At 70.8% G+C, this 18,441-nt stretch carries 13 protein-coding genes; 8 read left to right on the top strand and 5 right to left on the bottom strand.

Annotation, left to right across the window (positions count from 1 at the left end):
* The first annotated feature begins 2 nt into the window (after window positions 1-2).
* The 8 genes from FHT37_RS06315 to FHT37_RS06350 all read left to right on the top strand — a co-directional run bounded on the left by FHT37_RS06315 (window position 3) and on the right by FHT37_RS06350 (window position 14,508).
* Window positions 3-1,988 (top strand): DUF4157 domain-containing protein, encoded by a 1,986-nt coding sequence (locus FHT37_RS06315; protein ID WP_183479561.1) that lies wholly within the window; start codon window positions 3-5, stop codon window positions 1,986-1,988.
* Between the two features lies 1 nt (window position 1,989).
* On the top strand, window positions 1,990-4,623 hold the full coding sequence (locus FHT37_RS06320; RefSeq protein ID WP_183479563.1) for a DUF4157 domain-containing protein: 2,634 nt from the start codon (window positions 1,990-1,992) through the stop codon (window positions 4,621-4,623).
* A gap of 275 nt (window positions 4,624-4,898) precedes the next feature.
* Complete coding sequence (locus tag FHT37_RS06325; protein WP_183479565.1) at window positions 4,899-7,304, top strand: DUF4157 domain-containing protein; 2,406 nt, start codon at window positions 4,899-4,901, stop codon at window positions 7,302-7,304.
* The gene (locus FHT37_RS06330; RefSeq protein WP_183479567.1) at window positions 7,301-7,876 is read left to right on the top strand and encodes a hypothetical protein; all 576 of its coding nucleotides are present in this window, start codon (window positions 7,301-7,303) and stop codon (window positions 7,874-7,876) included. Before FHT37_RS06325 ends, FHT37_RS06330 begins: the two co-directional genes overlap by 4 nt.
* Window positions 7,877-7,888: 12 nt before the next feature.
* Complete coding sequence (locus FHT37_RS06335; RefSeq protein WP_183479569.1) at window positions 7,889-9,028, top strand: prolipoprotein diacylglyceryl transferase family protein; 1,140 nt, start codon at window positions 7,889-7,891, stop codon at window positions 9,026-9,028.
* A gap of 28 nt (window positions 9,029-9,056) precedes the next feature.
* Complete coding sequence (locus FHT37_RS06340; RefSeq protein WP_183479572.1) at window positions 9,057-9,374, top strand: hypothetical protein; 318 nt, start codon at window positions 9,057-9,059, stop codon at window positions 9,372-9,374.
* Entirely contained in the window at window positions 9,371-13,027 is a 3,657-nt protein-coding gene (locus FHT37_RS06345) for a BadF/BadG/BcrA/BcrD ATPase family protein (RefSeq protein ID WP_221210964.1), read from the top strand. Before FHT37_RS06340 ends, FHT37_RS06345 begins: the two co-directional genes overlap by 4 nt.
* Entirely contained in the window at window positions 13,024-14,508 is a 1,485-nt protein-coding gene (locus FHT37_RS06350; protein WP_183479574.1) for a 2-hydroxyglutaryl-CoA dehydratase, read from the top strand. Before FHT37_RS06345 ends, FHT37_RS06350 begins: the two co-directional genes overlap by 4 nt.
* A 162-nt stretch (window positions 14,509-14,670) precedes the next feature.
* Here the strand turns inward: FHT37_RS06350 and FHT37_RS06355 are convergent, their stop codons facing one another.
* From FHT37_RS06355 to FHT37_RS06375, 5 genes are all read right to left on the bottom strand, one after another.
* Entirely contained in the window at window positions 14,671-15,243 is a 573-nt protein-coding gene (locus tag FHT37_RS06355) for a YceI family protein (protein ID WP_091724629.1), read from the bottom strand.
* A 160-nt stretch (window positions 15,244-15,403) separates the two neighbouring features.
* Window positions 15,404-16,045 carry an esterase gene (gene ypfH / locus FHT37_RS06360; protein WP_091724630.1) on the bottom strand — a complete coding sequence of 214 codons (642 nt, stop codon included), beginning with the start codon at window positions 16,043-16,045 and terminating at the stop codon, window positions 15,404-15,406.
* Between the two features lie 167 nt (window positions 16,046-16,212).
* The gene (locus FHT37_RS06365) at window positions 16,213-17,115 is read right to left on the bottom strand and encodes an NADP-dependent oxidoreductase (RefSeq protein WP_091724631.1); all 903 of its coding nucleotides are present in this window, start codon (window positions 17,113-17,115) and stop codon (window positions 16,213-16,215) included.
* Window positions 17,116-17,200: 85 nt separating this feature from the next.
* Window positions 17,201-17,596 (bottom strand): DoxX family protein, encoded by a 396-nt coding sequence (locus tag FHT37_RS06370; protein ID WP_091724632.1) that lies wholly within the window; start codon window positions 17,594-17,596, stop codon window positions 17,201-17,203.
* Complete coding sequence (locus tag FHT37_RS06375) at window positions 17,593-18,441, bottom strand: class III extradiol ring-cleavage dioxygenase (RefSeq protein WP_147240898.1); 849 nt, start codon at window positions 18,439-18,441, stop codon at window positions 17,593-17,595. Before FHT37_RS06375 ends, FHT37_RS06370 begins: the two co-directional genes overlap by 4 nt.

Genomic DNA, 18,441 nt, shown 5'->3' on the forward strand with positions numbered 1-18,441 from the left:
TCATGAGCCAAGCAAGATCCTCGCCTCAGTCCGTAGCCGCAGCCACGCGCAGCGCTGCTGACTCGTCGTCGCTCGCGCGCGCGTCCACCGGTGCGGCGCCCGCGCAGCCCCTTCATGAGGGCGCCGAGCGCGAGTCCGACCGCATCGCCGACTCGGTGATGCAAGGCGGCGACTGGCATCGGCCGGAGCAGGCCGGATGGTCCGCGGCGAGCGGGCCCCAGGCACGCCCGGCTTCGCTGCTGGTGGCGGACGATGGCGAGCCGGCCCCCGGGCAGATGCGCAAGAGCGAGTTCCTCGCCGCGCTTCGCGGGGATGTCTGCGTGGCGGTGGACGCGGCGTTGAGCGGAACGGGACGCGACAGCCAGGGCTGCCCGTGGATCGACCACTGGTTCGGCTACTACGCCGAGCGTGGCAGCGGCGACGTCGAGCGCGCGCTGCAGCGATACGCGCCCGAGACCCGCGGCGCGCGCGACGCGCAGGACGGCATCCGCCTGGTCACGGCGCGCGTGCGGCGCAGCGCGCAGGTCTGGGCCAGGACCGGCGAGATCGATGCGCCCCCGGACCTGCCGGGCCTGCCCGCGATGGCCGGCGGCGGCGCGCTGGCGGTCTTCGGCGGCATGTTCTTCAAGGCGCGCCCCGGCGGCGCGCGATGGGCGGATCCGGCGTCGGTCCGTGCGGGGCTGGGCAGCGGCGAGCCGATGCCGGGCCCGGTGCGGGGACGGATGGAATCCGCGCTCGGCATGGGCCTGGGCCATGTGCGCCTGCACACGGACGCGACGGCCGCGCAGGCGGCGGACCGCCTCAACGCGAAGGCCTTCACCATCGGCCGCGATGTCGCCTTCGGCTCGGGCGAGTTCCAGCCGGGCACGCCGCGCGGCGACGCGCTGATCGCCCATGAACTGGCCCACGTGGCGCAGCAGGACGGCGCGCGGGCGCCGGACGCGGGCCGCGACATGGGGGAAACGCCCGGCCTGGAGGAAGAGGCCGACCGCTCGGCGTTGGGCGCGCTGTCGACGCTCCACGGCAAGGGCAGCGCCGGCCCGCCGGTGCGCCATGGCGGCCCGCCCACGCGCGGCGGGCTGCGGCTGCAGCGCTGCAAGTCCGAGTCCGAGAAGGCGCGCGAGGCGGAGATCAACCGGCTCGGCGGCCTGCAGTACGACTTCCTCGAGAAGCAGCGCAAGGAAACCGAGGACCGCAAGCGCAAGGAGGCCGAGGAGGCGGCGAAGAAGTCGGGCCTGCCGCCGCCGGTCACGCCGCCGACGGTGACCGTCGACGACATCATCAAGAGCGAAACCAAGGCCGCCGATCCGCCCAAGCCGGCCGATGCCTGGACCAAGCTGGACCCCAAGGTGCAGGACGACTGGAAGAAGCGCGCCGATGCCGCCTGGAAGAAGGTCGTGGCCAGCGTCGCCGGCACCGAGCTGGAGACGGTGATGAAGGGCAAGCGCCTGAAGTTCGACCCCAAGGACGCGCTGGAGCAGGGCTACTTCGGCGCGCAGCTCGGCGACGAGCTCGAGGTCGGCATGCAATGGGTGGAGCTGGCCGAGAAGGACGCGAAGAACGTGTGGCCCAACGTGGCGCACGAGCTCGGCGGTCACTTCGAGTACGGCAAGGCCTATGCGACCGAGATCATGAGCGCGGCGCTGGAGCGCATGCCCGAGGCCGAGCGCAAGAAGTGGAAGACCGATCCGGTGCTGCGGCAGAAGTTCTTCGACACCTACGAGTACGCGGAGACCGAGATCTTCGCGGAGCTGCGCGAGCGTCGTTATGCGCATCCCGAGACCGGCACCGCGCCGCCCAATCCCACCGACGATCCGGACGTGGACGTGCCGCGCCAGCTCAACGTGCTGAAGAAGGCGCTGCATCCGGAGGTCGCCAAGGCCGTGGTGGCGCACCTGAAGGCACGCGTCGACGCGTCGCCCTCGCTCCTGGAACGCGACAAGAAGTTCTTCGCGGAACAGGTCAAGGCCGTGTTCGGCCCGCCCTGACATGGACGCGACCCGGGCAGCCGCGCAACCGGCGTCGGCCACCGCGCGCGTGCCGTCCCTCAAGGAGACGGTCGCGCCGGCCAACGACCCCGCCGAGCACGAGGCCGACCGCATCGCCGACGCGGTGCTGCAAGGCCGGCGATGGCCGCTCCCCGGCCAGTCCGGCTGGTCCGCCGCGACCGATCCTGCCTCTCTTGCCCCCTCTCCCGCGGGGCGGGAGAGGGCAGGGGTGAGCCTCATCCAGCGCTCCGCCAAGCCCGGCGATGGCGAGCCCGCGGCAGTCACCGCCCCGACGAGCGCCTCGCCGCTGCTGGTGCCCGACGACGCCAACGCGTCCCCCGGACAGATGCGCAAGGGCGAGTTCATGGCCGCCCTGCGCGCCGGCATCTGCGCCGCGGTCGACGCGGCGCTGGCGGGAACCGGGCGCGACTCCGAAGGCTGCCCGTGGATCGAGCACTGGCTCGGCTACTACGAGACCCGCAGCGCCGTCGACATCGAACGCGCGCTCTTGCGCTACGCCCCCGAGGCCGCCGGCGTCCCGACTGCCGCGCAGTACATCCGCGTGGTCACCGCGCGCGTCAGCCAGAGCGCGCAGCGCTGGGCCCGCACCGGCGAGGTCACCGGCCTGCCCGACGAGATGCCTGGCGCCGCGGGCGGCGGCGGGTTGCTCGCCGGCTTCGGCGCAATGTTCTTCAAGCCGCGCTCCGGCGGCGCGCACGCGGCCGACCCGGTCTCGGTGCGAGAGCAACTGGGCCGCGGCGAGTCCCTCGGCGGCGGCCTGCGCGCACGCATGGAAGGCGCCTTCGGCACCAGCTTCTCCGCCGTGCGACTGCACACCGACGGCACGGCGGCGCGCTTGTCCAACCAGCTCAACGCGCGTGCCTTCGCGATCGGCCCGCACATCGCCTTCGGCGGTGGCGAGTTCCAGCCCGGCACGCCGGCGGGCGACGCGCTGATCGCGCACGAACTCGCGCACGTGGTGCAGCAAGGACAGGGCGGCGAAGGCGCCCCAGGTGGCGCCCCCAGCGGCGCTCGCGAGCCCGTGGCCTCCGGCGCCACATCGACGGCGCTCGAGCACGACGCCGATGCGTCCGCCGCCGGCGTGGCGGCGACGCTGTGGGACGCTGGCTCGGTGTCCGGTCTGCATCGCGAGGCCCGCCCGCGCCTGCGCTCGGGTCTGAGCCTGCAGCGCTGCGCCAGCAAGCCCAAGACCGCGGTGCCCGGCGCGCAAGGGGCGCCGGCCAAGGTCAAGCTCACCCCGCTGCAGGAGCGCCAGCAATCGCTGTCCGGCGCCGGCGAGCGCCTGCGCGACGTCAGCGCCTGGGCCACGGGGCAGCAGAAGCAGCAGGGCGTGCCCGACATCAAGGGCGTGAAGGACCTGGCGCCGGCCGAGGCCGCCAAGGTGGCCGAGGCGATCGACCTGCTGACCAAGGCGAACGCGACCTTCGGCATCCAGGCGCTGGACGAGATCGGGCCGCAGCTCGACGAGGTCGTCGCCAAGACCAGGGCGGCGCGCTCGACCAGCGGCGCCACCGGCGGCGACAGCCAGGACCAGCGCCTGGCCGCCAACCAGACGCGGCTGTCGCTGAACCGCGCGATCGACGCGTCCAACGAAGTCAACACGCGGGTGACGGCCTTGAGCCAGACGCTGGACGTCGCCGCGATCAAGGAACACACCGATGCCATCGCCGCCGCGCTCGACGGACTGCAGAACGACGCGAGCGCCATCGACGACGCCTACGACGCGATCCGCAAGCATGTGCGCTCGGTCAAGGAGCTGGTCCGCGACCTGAAGGCCCGGTCGTCTCAACTGCCGGCGGCGGTGGGCCGCATCCTCTTCGTGCTGCGCAGCTTCCAGGCGCTGAACGCGCCGGGCCGCGCCGTCGCGCCGACCGACGACGAGATCAAGGCCTACCTGGCCGGCACGCAGGGCAACCTGGGCCAGGACTTCAACCTGGTCTTCGGCGACGGTCGCGAGACGATGGGTTTCGACCTCTTCGTCATCTATGCGTCGGTGCTGGAGCAGCAGCTCGCGGTGCGGGCCAAGATGGCGGCGGCGCAGGTCAAGCCGGCCTCGCCGGTGCCGACGCTGGGCAATGCCGAAGACTTCTTCAAGGCGCTCAAGACCAAGGGCAACGCCGAGGTCATCGACGCCTACGACAGCTACGCCGGGGCCTACTTCTATCACCGCGTCATCGACAAGTTCGACGACATGAAGGTCAGCGGCGTGGCCGAGTTGTACACGCGGCCGCTGTCGATCTTCGGCCTGCGGCCGCTGGTCTGCACCGGTTTCGCGATGCTGGGCGCGCACCTGCTGCAGCAGGCCGGCGCGTCGCTGAAGGCCTTCCACGTGGCGGTGCGCGCCAGCGACGAGGCGATCGTCGAGAACCGGATCGACGCCGGCCATGCGCTGGCTCACCTGACGCGCAAGGGCCAGGACCTGTGGGTCACCAACGCCACCGTCGAGGCGTCCAAGGCCGATGCCGAGCGCACCGTCGGCTGGGATCCGAAGGACAAGACGCTGCGCGAGGCGACGGGATCGACGGTGCCGGGCGCCAACGCCAACCTGGAGAAGGCGCTGGGCGAGCGCGGCGACGCGATCCGCAACCGCGGCAGCGGCGGGCGGCGCAGATAGGCGGCAGCATGAAACGGGCACCGACCGCTTCCAGGACCTCGTCGAGCGTCGGCCGGGCGTCGCTCGGCGCGGGTGGGCGCGGCCGGTTCACCGAGCCCATGGGCCCGCGCGATGACGCGTTCGAAGCCGAGGCGGACCGCGTCGCGCGCGCGGTGGCGAAGGGACCGGGCGGCGGGGCGGCCTGGTCCCTGGCCGGGGGCGCGGCGCCGCGGGAGAGTCCCACGATCCGGCTGGCACCGAGGGCGGGGGCCGACGCCTCGTTCGAGGCGACCGCGATGCCGGCACCCGCCGAAGCCCCGCCTGAGGGGGCGGCGTCCGGACCGTCGGCGGCCGAAGGGCGGGGCGCCTTGCTGGCGGATGACGAGGGTCCCCTCCAGCCGGGGCAGATGCGCAAGGGCGAGTTCCTCGACGCGTTGCGCGTGGCCTTGTGCGAGGCGGTCGACGCCGGATTGGCCGGCACGGGGAGGGACTCGCAAGGCTGTCCCTGGATCGATCACTGGCTCGGGTACTACGCGGAACGCGGCGCCAGCCAGGTTGAACAGGCGCTGAGGCGATACGCCCCGGAGTCGCGCGGCGCCTCGCGCGCGGCCGACTACATCGGCGCCGTGTCGGCCCGGGTGGGCCGCAGCGCACGCACCTGGGCCACGACCGGCGAGCTCACCGGACTGCCGCAGGACATGCCCGCCTCGCCGATGGCCGGTGGCGGGCTGCTCGACGCCTTCGGCGGCATGTTCTTCAAGGGGCGCCCGGGCGGTGCGCAATCCACGCGACCGCCCGCCTCGGTCCAGCGGGAACTGGGGCCGGGCCAGCCCCTGCCGACGTCGGTGCGCGAGCGCATGGAGCCCGCGTTCGGCACCAGCTTCGCGGGCGTCCGGCTGCACGACGACGGCCCCGGCCGCCGCCTCTCCGATGAGTTCAACGCCCGTGCGTTCACCGTGGGACATCACGTGGCCTTCGGCGCCGGCGAGTTCCACCCGGGGACGCCCGCCGGCGATGCGCTGATCGCGCATGAACTGGCGCATGTCGTCCAGCAAGGCCATGCCCGCGAGCCCGGTCCGGGCTCGGCGGCGCGCGCGGGCTCGCTGGAGGCCGACGCGGATCGCAGCGCCGAGGCCTTCGTGCGGAAGGACTGGCTGGGCGGGCAGGCCCCGGCGCGCGAGGTGGCGCCGCGTCTGCGCAGCGGTCTGAGCTTGTCGCGCTGCTCCAAGGACAAGACCGCGGCACCGGCCGTGGCCCAGGGCAGGGACCTTCACGCAGGCGCCGTCGCGCCGGACGCGGCCAAGCTGCAGCAGGTGCAACGCGAACTGCATCCCGCCGCCGCCGCCGTGGGCGCGGCGCTCGCCGCCTGGGACGCCGGCGCCGCCGCGCCGGGAACGGTGGCCCAGAAGAACGCGTTGAAGGCGGACCTGAAGACCAAGGTGACGCAAGCCATGCTGGCGGAGCTCACCGCGACGATGCCCGGCATCCATGCCGTCTCGGGCACCGCACGGGTGCCGATCGCCGACCTGGAGGGGCCCGGCAACGCCGCCAAGAAGGTGGTGGACGGGCACTTCGGCGACTGGATCTCGGTGGCGGCGCTGACGCCTTCGCAGTCCAGCGTGCGGCATGGCTTCGCGTTCCGGGCCTCGGGCGCCGGCAAGAACCTGTTCGACGCGAACGATCGCGCGCAGCGCGCGCTGGCCAATCTGCCGATCGACGCGCATGATCTCGCGGGCTGGATGGCCGAGACCTTCGGCGCCGACGCGATGAAGCCGCACAACTTCAGCCCCACGCGCGGCGGCGAGGAACAGGCCTTCCTCGAGACCGAGATCCTGACGCCCTTCGTCAACGCGCACAAACCGGACCTGGAGCTGTTCGACCTGTTCGGTTTCGCCCTGACCGATCCGAGCACCGGCAAGATCGTCATCGGCACGGCGACGAGCCCCGGCCTGGGGACCGCGCCGGGTTCGGGGGGCGCGCCCTCCGAGGCGCAGCGGTCGCTGCGCTGGTCCGCCTGGGAGACCCTGGTCCACGAGTACATCCACACGCTGGAACATCCGGTGTTTCACACCGCCGGCGGCGCCAGCAACCGCATCATGTCGGAGGGCTTCTGCACGATGTTCAGCGAGGAAGTGCTGCTCGACCAGATTCCCAAGGCACCGAAGAACGCGGCGCTGCGGGCGGACATCGAGGGCGGCCACTTCCCCGAGCCGCCGGCCGGCACCGTGCCGCCGTTCGAGGCCGGCAGCTACGCGGAGTACCTGAAGCATGCGACGGCCATCCGTACCGCCGTGGGAGACAGCGCCGTGAAGGCGGCCTTCTTCCAGGGGCATGTGGAGTTCCTCGGGCTGACGCCGGGCGGCGCCACCGCGTCGCCGGTGGTCGCCGCGGACCGCGACCTGGTCACGGTGCCGGCGGGCATCGCGACGGTGAGCGAGCTGGCCAGGGCGGCCCACGTGGCGGAGGCCGACATCGTGGCCGCCAATCCGGGCCTGAGCGCCGGTTCGCCGGTTGCCGGCACCTTGCATGTCCCGGGCGCGCGCGAACATGTCGTCGTGGAGGCGGGCGCCGGTGGATCGGAAACGCAAGTGCAGATCGCCCGGCAGAACGGCATCACCGTGGCGGCGCTCACCGACGCCAACCCGGCGGCGTCGTGGGGATCGCTGGCCGCCGGCACCCGCCTGCTGATTCCGAAGCGATGAACGCCCGTCCCGTCGCCGGCGCCGCGCTGGTGGTCTTGCTGCTCCTCTCATCGAACCTGGAGGCTGAACCGATGAATGCACCCATGCCGTCCGTCTGCGTCGACGCGATGCGGGCGCTGGTCGAGGGTCGTCTCGATGCCTGGCCGGGCTTGCCCAGGGGGTGCGGACGCCAGGCGGCGGAGGCGGCTTTCGGGCCCGGGGAGGGCGGTCCGGACGGCGTCGCTCCGCTCGAGGGCACGGCGACCGCCTTCCGGCGCTATGGACCCTCGCCGCGCGTGCCGCATGCCGTGCAGGTCTGGTTGCGCGACGAGGCGATCCTGGCGATCGAGGTGGCCGGTCTCGTGCCCGCCGGGCCGCTGGATGAGTTGCTGGGGCCTGCGGAAGCCATCGAGCGCTCGGGGCTGGGGAGCGTCCACAGCCAACACATCCATGCGTCGCGGGGGCTGGTGTTGCACGTCCAGAACATCACCGGCGCGATCGTGCGCGCGTATGGCTTCCCGTCCTGCACGCTGGCGCAGTTCAACGAGTTGCCCTGGGGGCGACTGCAGGTCGAGCGCCGGCCAGTGCGCTGAAAGGGCTCGTCCATGCTCGTCCCGCGCCGCTTCGCCAGCCCGCCGCCGCGGATGACTCTCCTCGGCCGCCGCGTGTCGAGTTTCCAGGTCTGCGGCGCCGTCGGTCTGGTGGTGGCCACGACGCTGGTGTCGGTGCTGACCTGGCATCTGCGGCTGCCGCCCTGGATCGTCCCGTGCCTGCTGGCCAGCGGCCTGGCCACCGCCTTCGTGCTGGCGATGGCGACCAAGGTCCTCACCGGCCAGGAGACGCTGGTCTTCTATCACCACGAGATCGCGATTCTGGCCACGAGCGCGCTGCAGTTGCAGGCGCTGGGCGCGCCGGTGCTGCGCGTGCTGGACCTCAACGCGCTGTGGCTCGGCGCCTTCCTGGTCTTCGGGCGGCAGGGCTGCCTGATGGTCGGCTGCTGCCACGGCCGGCCGCACCACTGGGGCGTGCGCTACAGCGAGTCGCATGCCAACGAGGGATTCCCCGCCTGCTACGTCGGCGTGCGGCTGTTCCCGGTCCAGGTGCTGGAGTCCCTGCTCGTCGCCGCCATCGTCGTGGCGGGCAGCGCGTTGGCCTGGCGCGGCGCCCCGGCGGGCAGCGTGCTCGCCCTGCACGTCGTCTGCTATTGCGCGGTGCGGATCTGGCTCGAGGAACTGCGCGGCGACGCGGCCCGGCCGTACTGGGGACGCTTCTCGGAGGCGCAGTGGACCTCGACCGTGTTGATGGCGGCGGTGCTCGCCAGCGAATGGCAGGGCCGGCTGCCGCGCGCCGACTGGCACTTCGGCGTGGGACTGGCGACGGCACTGGGGATGGCGGTGCTGGCGCTGACCGGCCGCGCGCGGCATCGCATCCTGGCGCCGCGCCACGCGGACGAGGTCGCGCGGCTGCTGCGGTCGCTGCGGTCGCTGCCAGAGGCGCCGCATGGACCGATCGCGGTGCGGCGCACCTCGCAGGCCTTCGGCGTCTCGTGTCAGGCGCTGGGGTCGGTGGACGGCCGCCCGTCGACGCTGTACGCGCTCTCGCACGCGGGACGGGCCCTGGACGAGCGGGAGGCCCGCGTCCTGTCCAGATTGATCGCGAACCTGGTCGGCGCGCGCGGCGCGCGGGCTCTGCTGCGCGGCGCGCGCGGCATCTACCACCTGATCGTGCGGGACGCCCCGCGCTGATCCCCTCCGTGTTTTTCGAGGAGACGCCATGCCGGACCTCAATCCCGAACCGCTCCGCCTCGCGGCACCGCCCGTGTCGTCGCGCGGCGGCCAGGCCGTCTGGGCCCGGTCGGTGCTGCGACTGCAGCGCAGCGTGGGCAACCGCGAGGTGGTGAGGATGCTGGGGCTGTCGCCGGCCCTGCCGGTGGCGCCCGCGCCCGATGCGCCGGCGCAGGAAGCACCGTTGGCCTTGGTGCCGGCGCCGGCGGCCGCGCCCTGGCGGCGTTGCCTGCAGCTCGCGTGGCGACGGCTGCGCGGCCTGCCGCCGCCGGACGAGGCCGTCGTCCTGATCGAGGGGCGGCGATGACACGGCCCGAGGCCCGTTCCGACATGCGGCCCGGCGCGCGGATCCTGGGCATCGACATCGGTTCCACCACCGTCAAGACCGTGGTCGTCGACGCGGCCAGCGGCGGAATCCTCTGGTCCGACTACCGCCGCCACGAGACGCGGCAGGCCGACGCGCTGGACGCGCAGCTGGCAGCGATCGAGGCCCGCTTCGGCGAGCTGGACGCCGACACGACGCGCGCCTTCGTCACCGGCTCCGGCGGGCCGCCGCTGGCGACGCTGCTCGGCGCGAAGTTCGTGCAGGAGGTCAACGCGGTCACGCTCGCCGTCGAGGCGCTGCATCCGGACGTCGGCAGCGTGATCGAGCTCGGCGGCCAGGACGCCAAGATCATCATCTACAAGCCGGCGCCGCCGGGCGCCTCGAACGCGGACCGGCGCGTGATCGCGTCGATGAACGACAAGTGCGCCTCCGGCACCGGCGCGACGATCGACAAGTGCGTGCTCAAGGCCGCGCTCGCGCCCGAGGCGCTGGGCGCGCTCGCCTGGGAACCGGCCAAGCTGCACCCGGTCGCGGCCAAGTGCGGCGTCTTCGCCGAGACCGACATCGTCGGCCTGCTCAAGGCCGGCATCCCGTCGGCCGAGGTCATGTGCTCGCTGGCCGACGCGATCGTGGCGCAGAACCTCACGGTGCTGACCCGCGGCCACACGCTGCAGCCGCGCGTGCTGCTGCTGGGCGGTCCCAACACCTACCTGCCGTTCCTGCAGGCCTGCTGGCGCCAGCGCATCGCCGAGCTGTGGGCCTCGCGCGGGACCGCGCTGCCGGCGGGCGTCCCGATCGAGGACCTCGTCGTCGTGCCCGGGAACGCCGCGCTGTACGCGGCCTACGGCGCCGCGGTGTACGGGATGCAGGAGGCGCCGGACATCGGCCGCTACGCCGGCGCAGGGGCGCTGCGCGCCTCGATCGCGCGTGGCCGCGGCGCGCGCGTGCTGCCGGCGCAAGGACCCGGGCTGGTGGCCAGCGACGAAGAGCGCGACGCCTTCATCGAGCGCTTCCGCCAGGCGCCGTTCGTGCCGGCAGTCTTCTCGCCGGGCCAGCGGGTGCGCGCGTTCCTCGGCATCGACGGCGGGTCGACCTCGTCCAAGGCGGTGCTGGTCGACGAGGGCGGCGAGGTCCTCTTCAGGGACTACCAGCTCTCGCGCGGCAATCCGCTCGCCGACGTGCAGGAGATCCTGCGCCGCGTGCGCGGCTTCGTGGCCGGGCAGGGCGCGGCGCTGGAGGTGCTGGGCGCCGGCGCGACCGGATACGCGGCGGACCTGCTGGAGGAGACGCTCGAGGTCGACGCCAACATCGTCGAGACGGTGGCGCACATGATGTCGGCGCGGCAGGCCTTCGACGATGTCGACGTGGTCTGCGACGTCGGCGGCCAGGACATCAAGGTGCTGTTCATGGCCGGCGGCGAGATCCGCAACTTCCGCCTGTCCAACCAGTGCTCGGCCGGCAACGGCATGCTGCTGCAGGCGATGGCGAGCCAGTTCGGCGTCGCGCTCTCCGACTACGCGGCGCTGGCCTTCCGCGCGCGGATGAGCCCGCGCTTCAACTACGGCTGTGCCGTATTCCTCGACACCGACCGCGTCACCTTCCAGAAGGAGGGCTACGGCAAGGAGGAACTGATGGCCGGCCTCGCGCTGGTGCTGCCAAAGAACATCTGGCAGTACGTCGTGCAGCTGCCGCGGCTGGCGGAGCTTGGCCGCGTCTTCGTGCTGCAGGGCGGGACACAGCACAACCTGGCCGCGGTGAAGGCGCAGCACGACTACCTCGTCGAGCGCGTGCCCGGCGCGATCGTGCGCGTGCATCCGCACTGCGGCGAGGCCGGCGCCATCGGCGCGGCGCTCGAGGCGCGACGCATCGTCGCGCGGCGCGGCCACAGCCGCTTCGTCGGCGTGGACGCGGCGATCGGCCTGGCCTGGACGTCCCGCAACGACGAGGGCACCGTCTGCCACTTTTGCGCCAACGCCTGCCGTCGCACCTTCATCGACGCGGCGACCCCGCAGGGCCGCAACAGCCGCTACATCGCCGGTTTCTCCTGCGAGCACGGGACCGTCGAGTCCAAGGACGCGCTCAAGGCGCTGGTGTCGCACCGCAAGTCGCTGAAGGCGCAGTTCCCCAACCTGGTCGACTACGAGGCCGGCCTGGCCTTCAAGGCGGGGGCCGCGCCGCGGCCGCTGCCTGAGGCGGGCTCGCCCGTCGATCCGGGGCGGCGCTCGCGCGGCTGGGCAACGGCGGCGCTGCTGCCCTGGCGCGCCCGCGCGGCGCGCAGCTTCGAGCGCTCGGACGGCGCGTCGCGGCGGGCCGGCTTGCGCATCGGCATGCCGCGGGTGCTGAACATGTACTCGACCGCGCCGCTGTGGCGCGCCTACTTCGAGACGCTGGGCGTGCCCCCGCGCCAGATCGTGTTCTCCGACGTCACCAGCGAGGAACTGTGGGAGGCCGGCAGCCGCTACGGGTCGATCGATCCGTGCTTCCCGTCGAAGGTGGTGCAGGCGCACATCCACGACCTGCTGAAGGTGAAGCACCGGGAGCGGCCGCTGGACTTCCTGTTCTTTCCCTGTCTGACGCATGTGCCGAGCTTCGTGCGCGGTCTGCCCGACACGACGGCCTGCCCGATCGTGGCCGGCGTGCCCAAGGTGATGCGCGCGGCCTTCACGCAGGAGGTCGACCATTTCGCGCGCGAGGGCGTGGTCTATGTCGACCCGGCGATCTCGCTGTGCGAGCCCCACTTCATGAAGCAGCAGATGTTCGAGGCCTGGGGGGAGCGCCTGGGCGTGACGCGGGACGAGAGCGACTTCGCCGTCGACGAGGGCTGGGCGGCGCTGCGAGCCTTCGACAGCGAGATGCAGCGCCGCGGCATGCAGCTGCTGGCGCAGCTCGAGGACGAAGGACGGGTCGGCATCCTGTTGCTGGCGCGGCCGTATCACGCGGATCCGGGACTGCACCATGGCGTGCTCGACGAGTTCCAGGCGCTGGGTTATCCGGTGCTGTCGATCCGCTCGATCCCGAAGGATCCGCAGTGGCTGGCGCGTTTCTTCGCCGGGGAGGGCGGCGACCCGCTGGGCGTGGCCGATGTCTGGCCCGAGGCCTATTCGACCAACAGCGCCGAGAAGGTCTGGGCCGCCAAGTTCGCCGCCCGGCATCCCAACCTGGTGGTGCTGGACCTGTCGAGCTTCAAATGCGGCCACGACGCGCCCACCTACGGAATGATCGACAACATCGTCGCGGCGAGCGCGACGCCGTATTCGGCGCTGCACGACCTGGACGCCAACAAGCCGTCGGGCTCGCTGAAGATCCGGGTGCGCACCTATGGGCATACGCTGCAGCGCCACGCCGAGCGCTTGCAGGACCTTCATGCCGCCAAGGACGAGCTGGCGCGGCGCATCGAGGCGAAGCGGCGCGAGCTGCGAGCGCGGGCGAGGGCACGTGACGGCGAGGTCAACCGTGAGGAAAAGGGCGGCCTCGTTGGCCTCGCGACGCACGCTCCGGCCTCGGAGGGCGACTACGCGGCCTGGCTGGGCGAGGAGACGGTGCCGCGATTCGCGCCGCTGGAGCCGACCACCGGGCGGGCCTGCGACACCGCCTCGAAGGCGCATCCGATCACCATCCACCGGAGGACCTCATGAGATTGACGGACGAGGGCGACCGCCCGGTGATCTGGCTGCGCGACGAGCTGGCGCGGGCCGCCGAGATCGAACGCGAGCTCGAGGCCTTCGAGCGCGAGGAACGGGCGCGGCTGGGACTGACGGAGGTGCCGGTGGCGCAGTGGCGCGATCCGGCGCCGCGGCCCTTCACGCGCGACGAGCGCGCCGGCACGACGCTGCTGTGCGGCGGACTGACGCAGGCGCAGGACCTGCTGATCCAGGGCGCGCTGCGGGGCATCGGCTACCGGGTGGAGGTGCTGGGCACGCCGGACGACGAGGCCTTGCGCGTCGGGCGCGAGTTCGGCAACCGTGGCCAGTGCAATCCCACCTACTTCACCGTCGGCAATCTCGTCCATCACCTGCAGCGGCTGCGCGACGAGCAAGGCCTGAACCCGCGCGAGATCATCGCGCAGCATGTCTTCGTCACCGCCGGGGCCTGCGGGCCGTGCCGCTTCGGGACCTACGCGACCGAGTACCGCAAGGCGCTGCGCGATGCCGGCTTCGAGGGCTTCCGCGTGCTGCTGTTCCAGCAGCAGGGCGGCCTGCGACAGGCCTGCGGCGATGGCGACGGGCTGGTGCTGGATCGACGCTTCTTCTTCGCGCTGCTGCGGGCGGTGGTGGCCGGCGACGTGCTCAACGCGATGGGCTACCGGCTGCGGCCGTATGAACGCGATCCGGGCGCGACGCAGGCGGCGCTGGCCCGCTGCAAGGCGGTGCTGCACAACGCGCTGGCGGTGCGCGGCAGCGTCCTGGCGGCGCTGTGGCGATGCCGGCGGCTGCTGGACGCGGTCGAGCTGGACCGCGCGCGGGTCAAGCCCAAGGTGTCGGTGATCGGCGAGTTCTGGGCGATGACCACCGAAGGCGACGGCAACTACCGGCTGCAGGCTTTCCTCGAGTCCGAGGGCGCCGAGGTGCTGGTGCAGCCGGTCACCGCCTGGCTGCTCTACAACCTCTGGCAGATGCGCTGGGACACGCGGCGGCGGATGGCGCTCCCGCGGCACGACGGCGGTCGCCACGGCCTGGCCGGCAGGTCGCCCTGGCGGCGGCTGGCGGCGGCGCGCGCCGCCGAGGCCGGCCTGCGCGGCTGCTATGCGCTGTATGCGGCGGTACTCGGCTTGCCGGCGCGCCGGCTGTGCAACCTCGACGAGATCGCGACGCTGTCACACCCGTTCTACGACAACCACCTGCGCGGCGGCGAGGGGCACATGGAGGTCGGCAAGCTGATCCAGAGCGTCACCGCGCGCAAGGCCCACATGGTGGTGAGCGTCAAGCCCTTCGGCTGCATGCCGTCGTCCGGCGTGTCCGACGGCGTGCAGGCGCTGGTGACCGAGAAGTACCCGCAGGCGATCTTCTGCAGCATCGAGACCACCGGCGACGGCACGGCCAATGCCCACAGCCGGGTGCTGCGCGACCTATTCAAGGCCAAGCGGCTGGTGGCCGCAGAACGGGCGGCCGGCACCTGAGCAGGCCGGGCCGGCCCGGCTTCGCGCTCGCATCGGGGACTCGGACGACGAACTTGTTGGAGGGGCCACGTAATGTGCGTTCCGCGTGGAAGCATCTAAGTGGTTTGTGAGCCATGCCCTTTTAGACGACAAGTACGTGCGCCGTAGCCAGGATGGTTTCGCCTACTGCTTGACAGCCTCGACTTGGATGACCAGGTGCACGTTGTCGGGGAATCCGTAGTTCAGGCCGTAGTTCACGCCGTACTGGCTGCGCACGATCGTGGCCTCGAAGTCGCCGCCGCAGACCTCGTGCTTGAGCATCGGGTTCTGGTAGCAGTTGAAGTTGACTGCATGCAGCGTGACCGGGTTGGTCTTGCCGTGCAGCGTCAGCGCGCCCGAGATGTCGGTCACCTTGTCGCCGTTGAAGGTGAATTTGTCGCCCGCGAAGGTCGCGGTGGGGTAGGTTGCGACGTCCAGCATCTCATTGCTCGAAATGTGCTTGGTGAACTGCGCGAAGCCGGTGTCCAGCGAGTCGGCGTGGACGGTCACGGACAGCTTGCCGGTCTTGGCGGCCTTGTCGAGTTCGACGGAGCCTTCGGTCTTGTTGAAGCGACCGCGGTTGGTCGAGGTACCGAAGTGGCCAATCTCGAACGTCGCGAAGGTGTGCGTTGGGTCGAAGTTGTAGGTCACGGTCTCAGCATGTGCGATGCCGGCAAGGCCGAGGGCGGCGAGAACGATCACAGAAAGCTTCTTCATGGGGGTGAGCTCCAGCGGGTCAGATTGGAATGGACATGAATTCCCCGGCGCTGACCGCGCCGCCAGGGGCTTGCCCAACGTTGGGACTCATCTGGGAAGTGAAGGCGCGACGGGCGGTCGCGCAACCCCGCGCGCAGGGTTGGGTTGCTCAGAAGGTTGGTCAAGGCAGGCGCGCCGGGGCGGGCACGCGATTCAGGATGTGGCCCAGGACCCGTCCGTCGATGCCGTGGCCCAGGCCGGGAACCACGTCAATCGATGTCGGCACACCGGCCTTTGCAAGATGGGCCAAAGCTTCGATGCTGTGGGCTGGCACCATGACGGTATCTTCATCGCCATGCACGAGGTGGACAGTGACACCCGAGGCCATCAATTCGGGCAGTCGGGCGAACCGACCGGACACTGCGATTACGCGCGCAGCGATCGCACTACCACCACCTGCGGCTGACTCCAGGGCCATGATGGCGCCTTGCGAGAAGCCGATCAGCGTTGTGGCTTCCGGCGGAACGTTTGCGTCGGATTGCCATCGGCGGATCGTCTCGACGAACAGTGGCAATGCGGCGGCGACGCGTTCGGGACGATTGCCTTCCGTGAGGCCCGTGACCGAGATCCATTGCAGCCCCTGGCCCAAGTCTGAGCGATACGGCGCTGCGACGGATACCACGAACGCCTTCGCGTCAATCGCGGCGATCTGCCGGCCGACGCCCGCCATGTTGGATGGCGTCGAGCCAAACCCGTGAAACAGCAGCACGAGCTGCGAGGCTTGGGTAGTGGGTCGCTGGACCACCAGGGATGCGTCGGACATGATGTGTCTAGGTGCCTGTTGATGTACGGCCGACGGCGGAGGACTCTATCGCGAGCACGCCGTGCTGGATGCCGCCTTCGATCACGGTGAAGGGAGGTACACGCCGCATTCGCACTTCGACCGCGTCCAGATCGCACTGCGTGCATCCGCCCTCTCGTCTCGGTCGTTCAGTGCCTCAGGACGACCTTGCCCTGGGCCCCTGAGGCGACAGCCTCGTGGGCCGCGCCGAGCTGATTCAACGGCAGGGTCTGGGCGATCGGCACGACTAGTACTCCCCGGGCACCCGCGTCCAACACATCGCCCAGCATCGCGGCATCCGTACGGTGATAGAGCTCGTGAATGGACACGCGGTTGCCTGGATTGACGTCCTTGGGCACGGGAACGATGCTCACCACCTTGCCGCCGTCGCGCACATGGCGGATGAGATTTCCTGCCACCGGGCCCGCCGCACTGATGGCGCGGTCGAACGTCGCACTGGTCGGCGGCACCGTGATGTCCAGCGCTTCGTCCGCGAGTTCGCGAGCCTCGCCCAGACGCTCCGGGCGAACCCCGGCAACCGGCGTTGCGCCAATCTGTTTCAGATACTGCAGCGCTGCGCGCCCGACCGCCCCGAGGCCTCCAGAGACCAGCACCCGATCGCCGGGCTTGACTCCGAGCGCTTCAACCGTCTGCCGACCGGTGAGGCCAGCCTTGACCAGGGATGCGCCCTCTTCGAAGCTCAGTTCAGCGGGAAGCTTGGCGATGGACGTGGCTGGGACCACACCATACTCGGCGTGGGCTCCCTTACCGTTCGCAGCGAAGTCGGCGACGACCCGATCGCCTACGGCCAGTCCCGTGACGCCCTGGCCCAGTTCGACCACGGTGCCGGCGGCATCTCCGCCAAGTACCGCTGGCAGCGGGAGCGGAATGTACTGAGCCATGAAGCCTTGCCGCAGGATGAGATCGAAGGGATTCACCGCGGAGGCCGCGATCTTGATCAGGACTTCGCCTGCAGCGGGTTGGGGAATCGGTAGGTCACCGATCTCGAACTGATCGACGCCACCATAGGCCTTGAGAAGTGCTGCTTTCATTGCGTTCTCCGGAGTAGTGCGTTGCCAGGTGGAAGCCTCGGGCTTCCGGCGGCAACGGAATGGATGGGATACCTGTGGCTGCTGTCTACTGCGCAGCGACGCGCCGGGCGTTGTCGAGCGTCAGGGCACCACCGCCGGCAGCGGCGACGTAGAGGAAGATGAAACAGAACAGGATCGCCGGTTCGCCCATGTTCAGCACGGGCCAGAAGGTTTGTGGGGCATGGGCCATGAAGTAGGCAGCGGCCATCTCGCCAGAAGCGACAAATGCAGCGATTCGGGTCTGGAAGCCGATGATCATCAACACGGAGGTGATGACCTCGATCGCTCCGGCGACGATCAGGATCGTCGGCAGCGGGTAGGTCATGCCTGGAACTGGTGCAGGGAACTGCAGGAACTTCATCGCCGCATGCTCGATGAAGAGCAGAGCCGCGACGATGCGCAGGGCGGTTAGAGCACGCGGAGCCCAGATGGTGGTATTCATTGCGGGATGGTCCTCGCAGGATTGGAAACGGGTGGGGCGCCGAAGCGAAAGCTCGAGGCTGTGAAGCCGCCGAAGAAGTCGGTCTGGTGATAGGTGGCGGTGCCCGGCTCATCCCAGGCGGCACCTACCGCGGCCATCAAAGGAAGAAGATGATCCTCGCGCGGGTGCGCGATGCGCGCAGCGGGCGCCTCTTCCCAGTCGATTAGCCGGCGGGCGCGCTCGTCGGAAGAGGTGTGAACCAGCGTCTGCTGCAACCATGCATCGAACTGCCGCGCAGGCTCGTAGCCGCTGGTGCCGCGCATTGCCTGCAAGTTGTGGAAGCTGAGGCCGCTTCCGATAATCAGCACGCCCTCGTCGCGTAGTGGCGCGAGCGCCCGGCCGACCGCGAGATGTAGCGCCGGATCGAGGCCGGCGTCGAGCGAGAGCTGGACGAGCGGCATGTCTTCCTCGGGGTAGAGCGGCTTCATGAGGCTGAAGGTGCCGTGATCGAAGCCGCGAGTACGGTCGGACCGTGCATCGATGCCGTCCGCGTGCAGCAACTCCTGCACCCGTCGCGCCAATTCCGGCGACCCAGGTGCGCCGTACTGGATGTGATAGAGATAGTCGGGGAAGCCGTGGTAGTCATAGACCATCCCGGGCTTCTCAGCCGAGGAAACGGCGAAGCCGCGCTCTTCCCAATGACCGGAGACCACGAGCACGGCCTTGGGTGCGTCGCTGAGCTCCATGCGCATGTCGAGCAGCGACTGTTCGAGCTGGGCCATGTTGGCGCGGAATTCCCCGGTCATGTAGGGCCATGGACCACCGCCATGGCTGATGAAATAGGTTGGAAGCCTGGGGCCAGTCAC

The organism is Mitsuaria sp. BK037 (assembly GCF_014193045.1).
Lineage (GTDB): Bacteria > Pseudomonadota > Gammaproteobacteria > Burkholderiales > Burkholderiaceae_C > Roseateles.

Bases quoted from the DNA above. Each gene is read 5' to 3' on its own strand.
- FHT37_RS06315 (WP_183479561.1), top strand. From the start codon at position 3: ATGAGCCAAGCAAGATCCTCGCCTCAGTCCGTAGCCGCAGCCACGCGC.
- FHT37_RS06330 (WP_183479567.1), top strand. From the start codon at position 7,301: ATGAACGCCCGTCCCGTCGCCGGCGCCGCGCTGGTGGTCTTGCTGCTC.
- FHT37_RS06335 (WP_183479569.1), top strand. From the start codon at position 7,889: ATGCTCGTCCCGCGCCGCTTCGCCAGCCCGCCGCCGCGGATGACTCTC.
- FHT37_RS06350 (WP_183479574.1), top strand. From the start codon at position 13,024: ATGAGATTGACGGACGAGGGCGACCGCCCGGTGATCTGGCTGCGCGAC.
- FHT37_RS06345 (WP_221210964.1), top strand. From the start codon at position 9,371: ATGACACGGCCCGAGGCCCGTTCCGACATGCGGCCCGGCGCGCGGATC.
- FHT37_RS06340 (WP_183479572.1), top strand. From the start codon at position 9,057: ATGCCGGACCTCAATCCCGAACCGCTCCGCCTCGCGGCACCGCCCGTG.
- FHT37_RS06370 (WP_091724632.1), bottom strand. From the start codon at position 17,596: ATGAATACCACCATCTGGGCTCCGCGTGCTCTAACCGCCCTGCGCATC.
- FHT37_RS06365 (WP_091724631.1), bottom strand. From the start codon at position 17,115: ATGAAAGCAGCACTTCTCAAGGCCTATGGTGGCGTCGATCAGTTCGAG.
- FHT37_RS06325 (WP_183479565.1), top strand. From the start codon at position 4,899: ATGCCGGCACCCGCCGAAGCCCCGCCTGAGGGGGCGGCGTCCGGACCG.
- ypfH (WP_091724630.1), bottom strand. From the start codon at position 16,045: ATGTCCGACGCATCCCTGGTGGTCCAGCGACCCACTACCCAAGCCTCG.
- FHT37_RS06320 (WP_183479563.1), top strand. From the start codon at position 1,990: ATGGACGCGACCCGGGCAGCCGCGCAACCGGCGTCGGCCACCGCGCGC.
- FHT37_RS06355 (WP_091724629.1), bottom strand. From the start codon at position 15,243: ATGAAGAAGCTTTCTGTGATCGTTCTCGCCGCCCTCGGCCTTGCCGGC.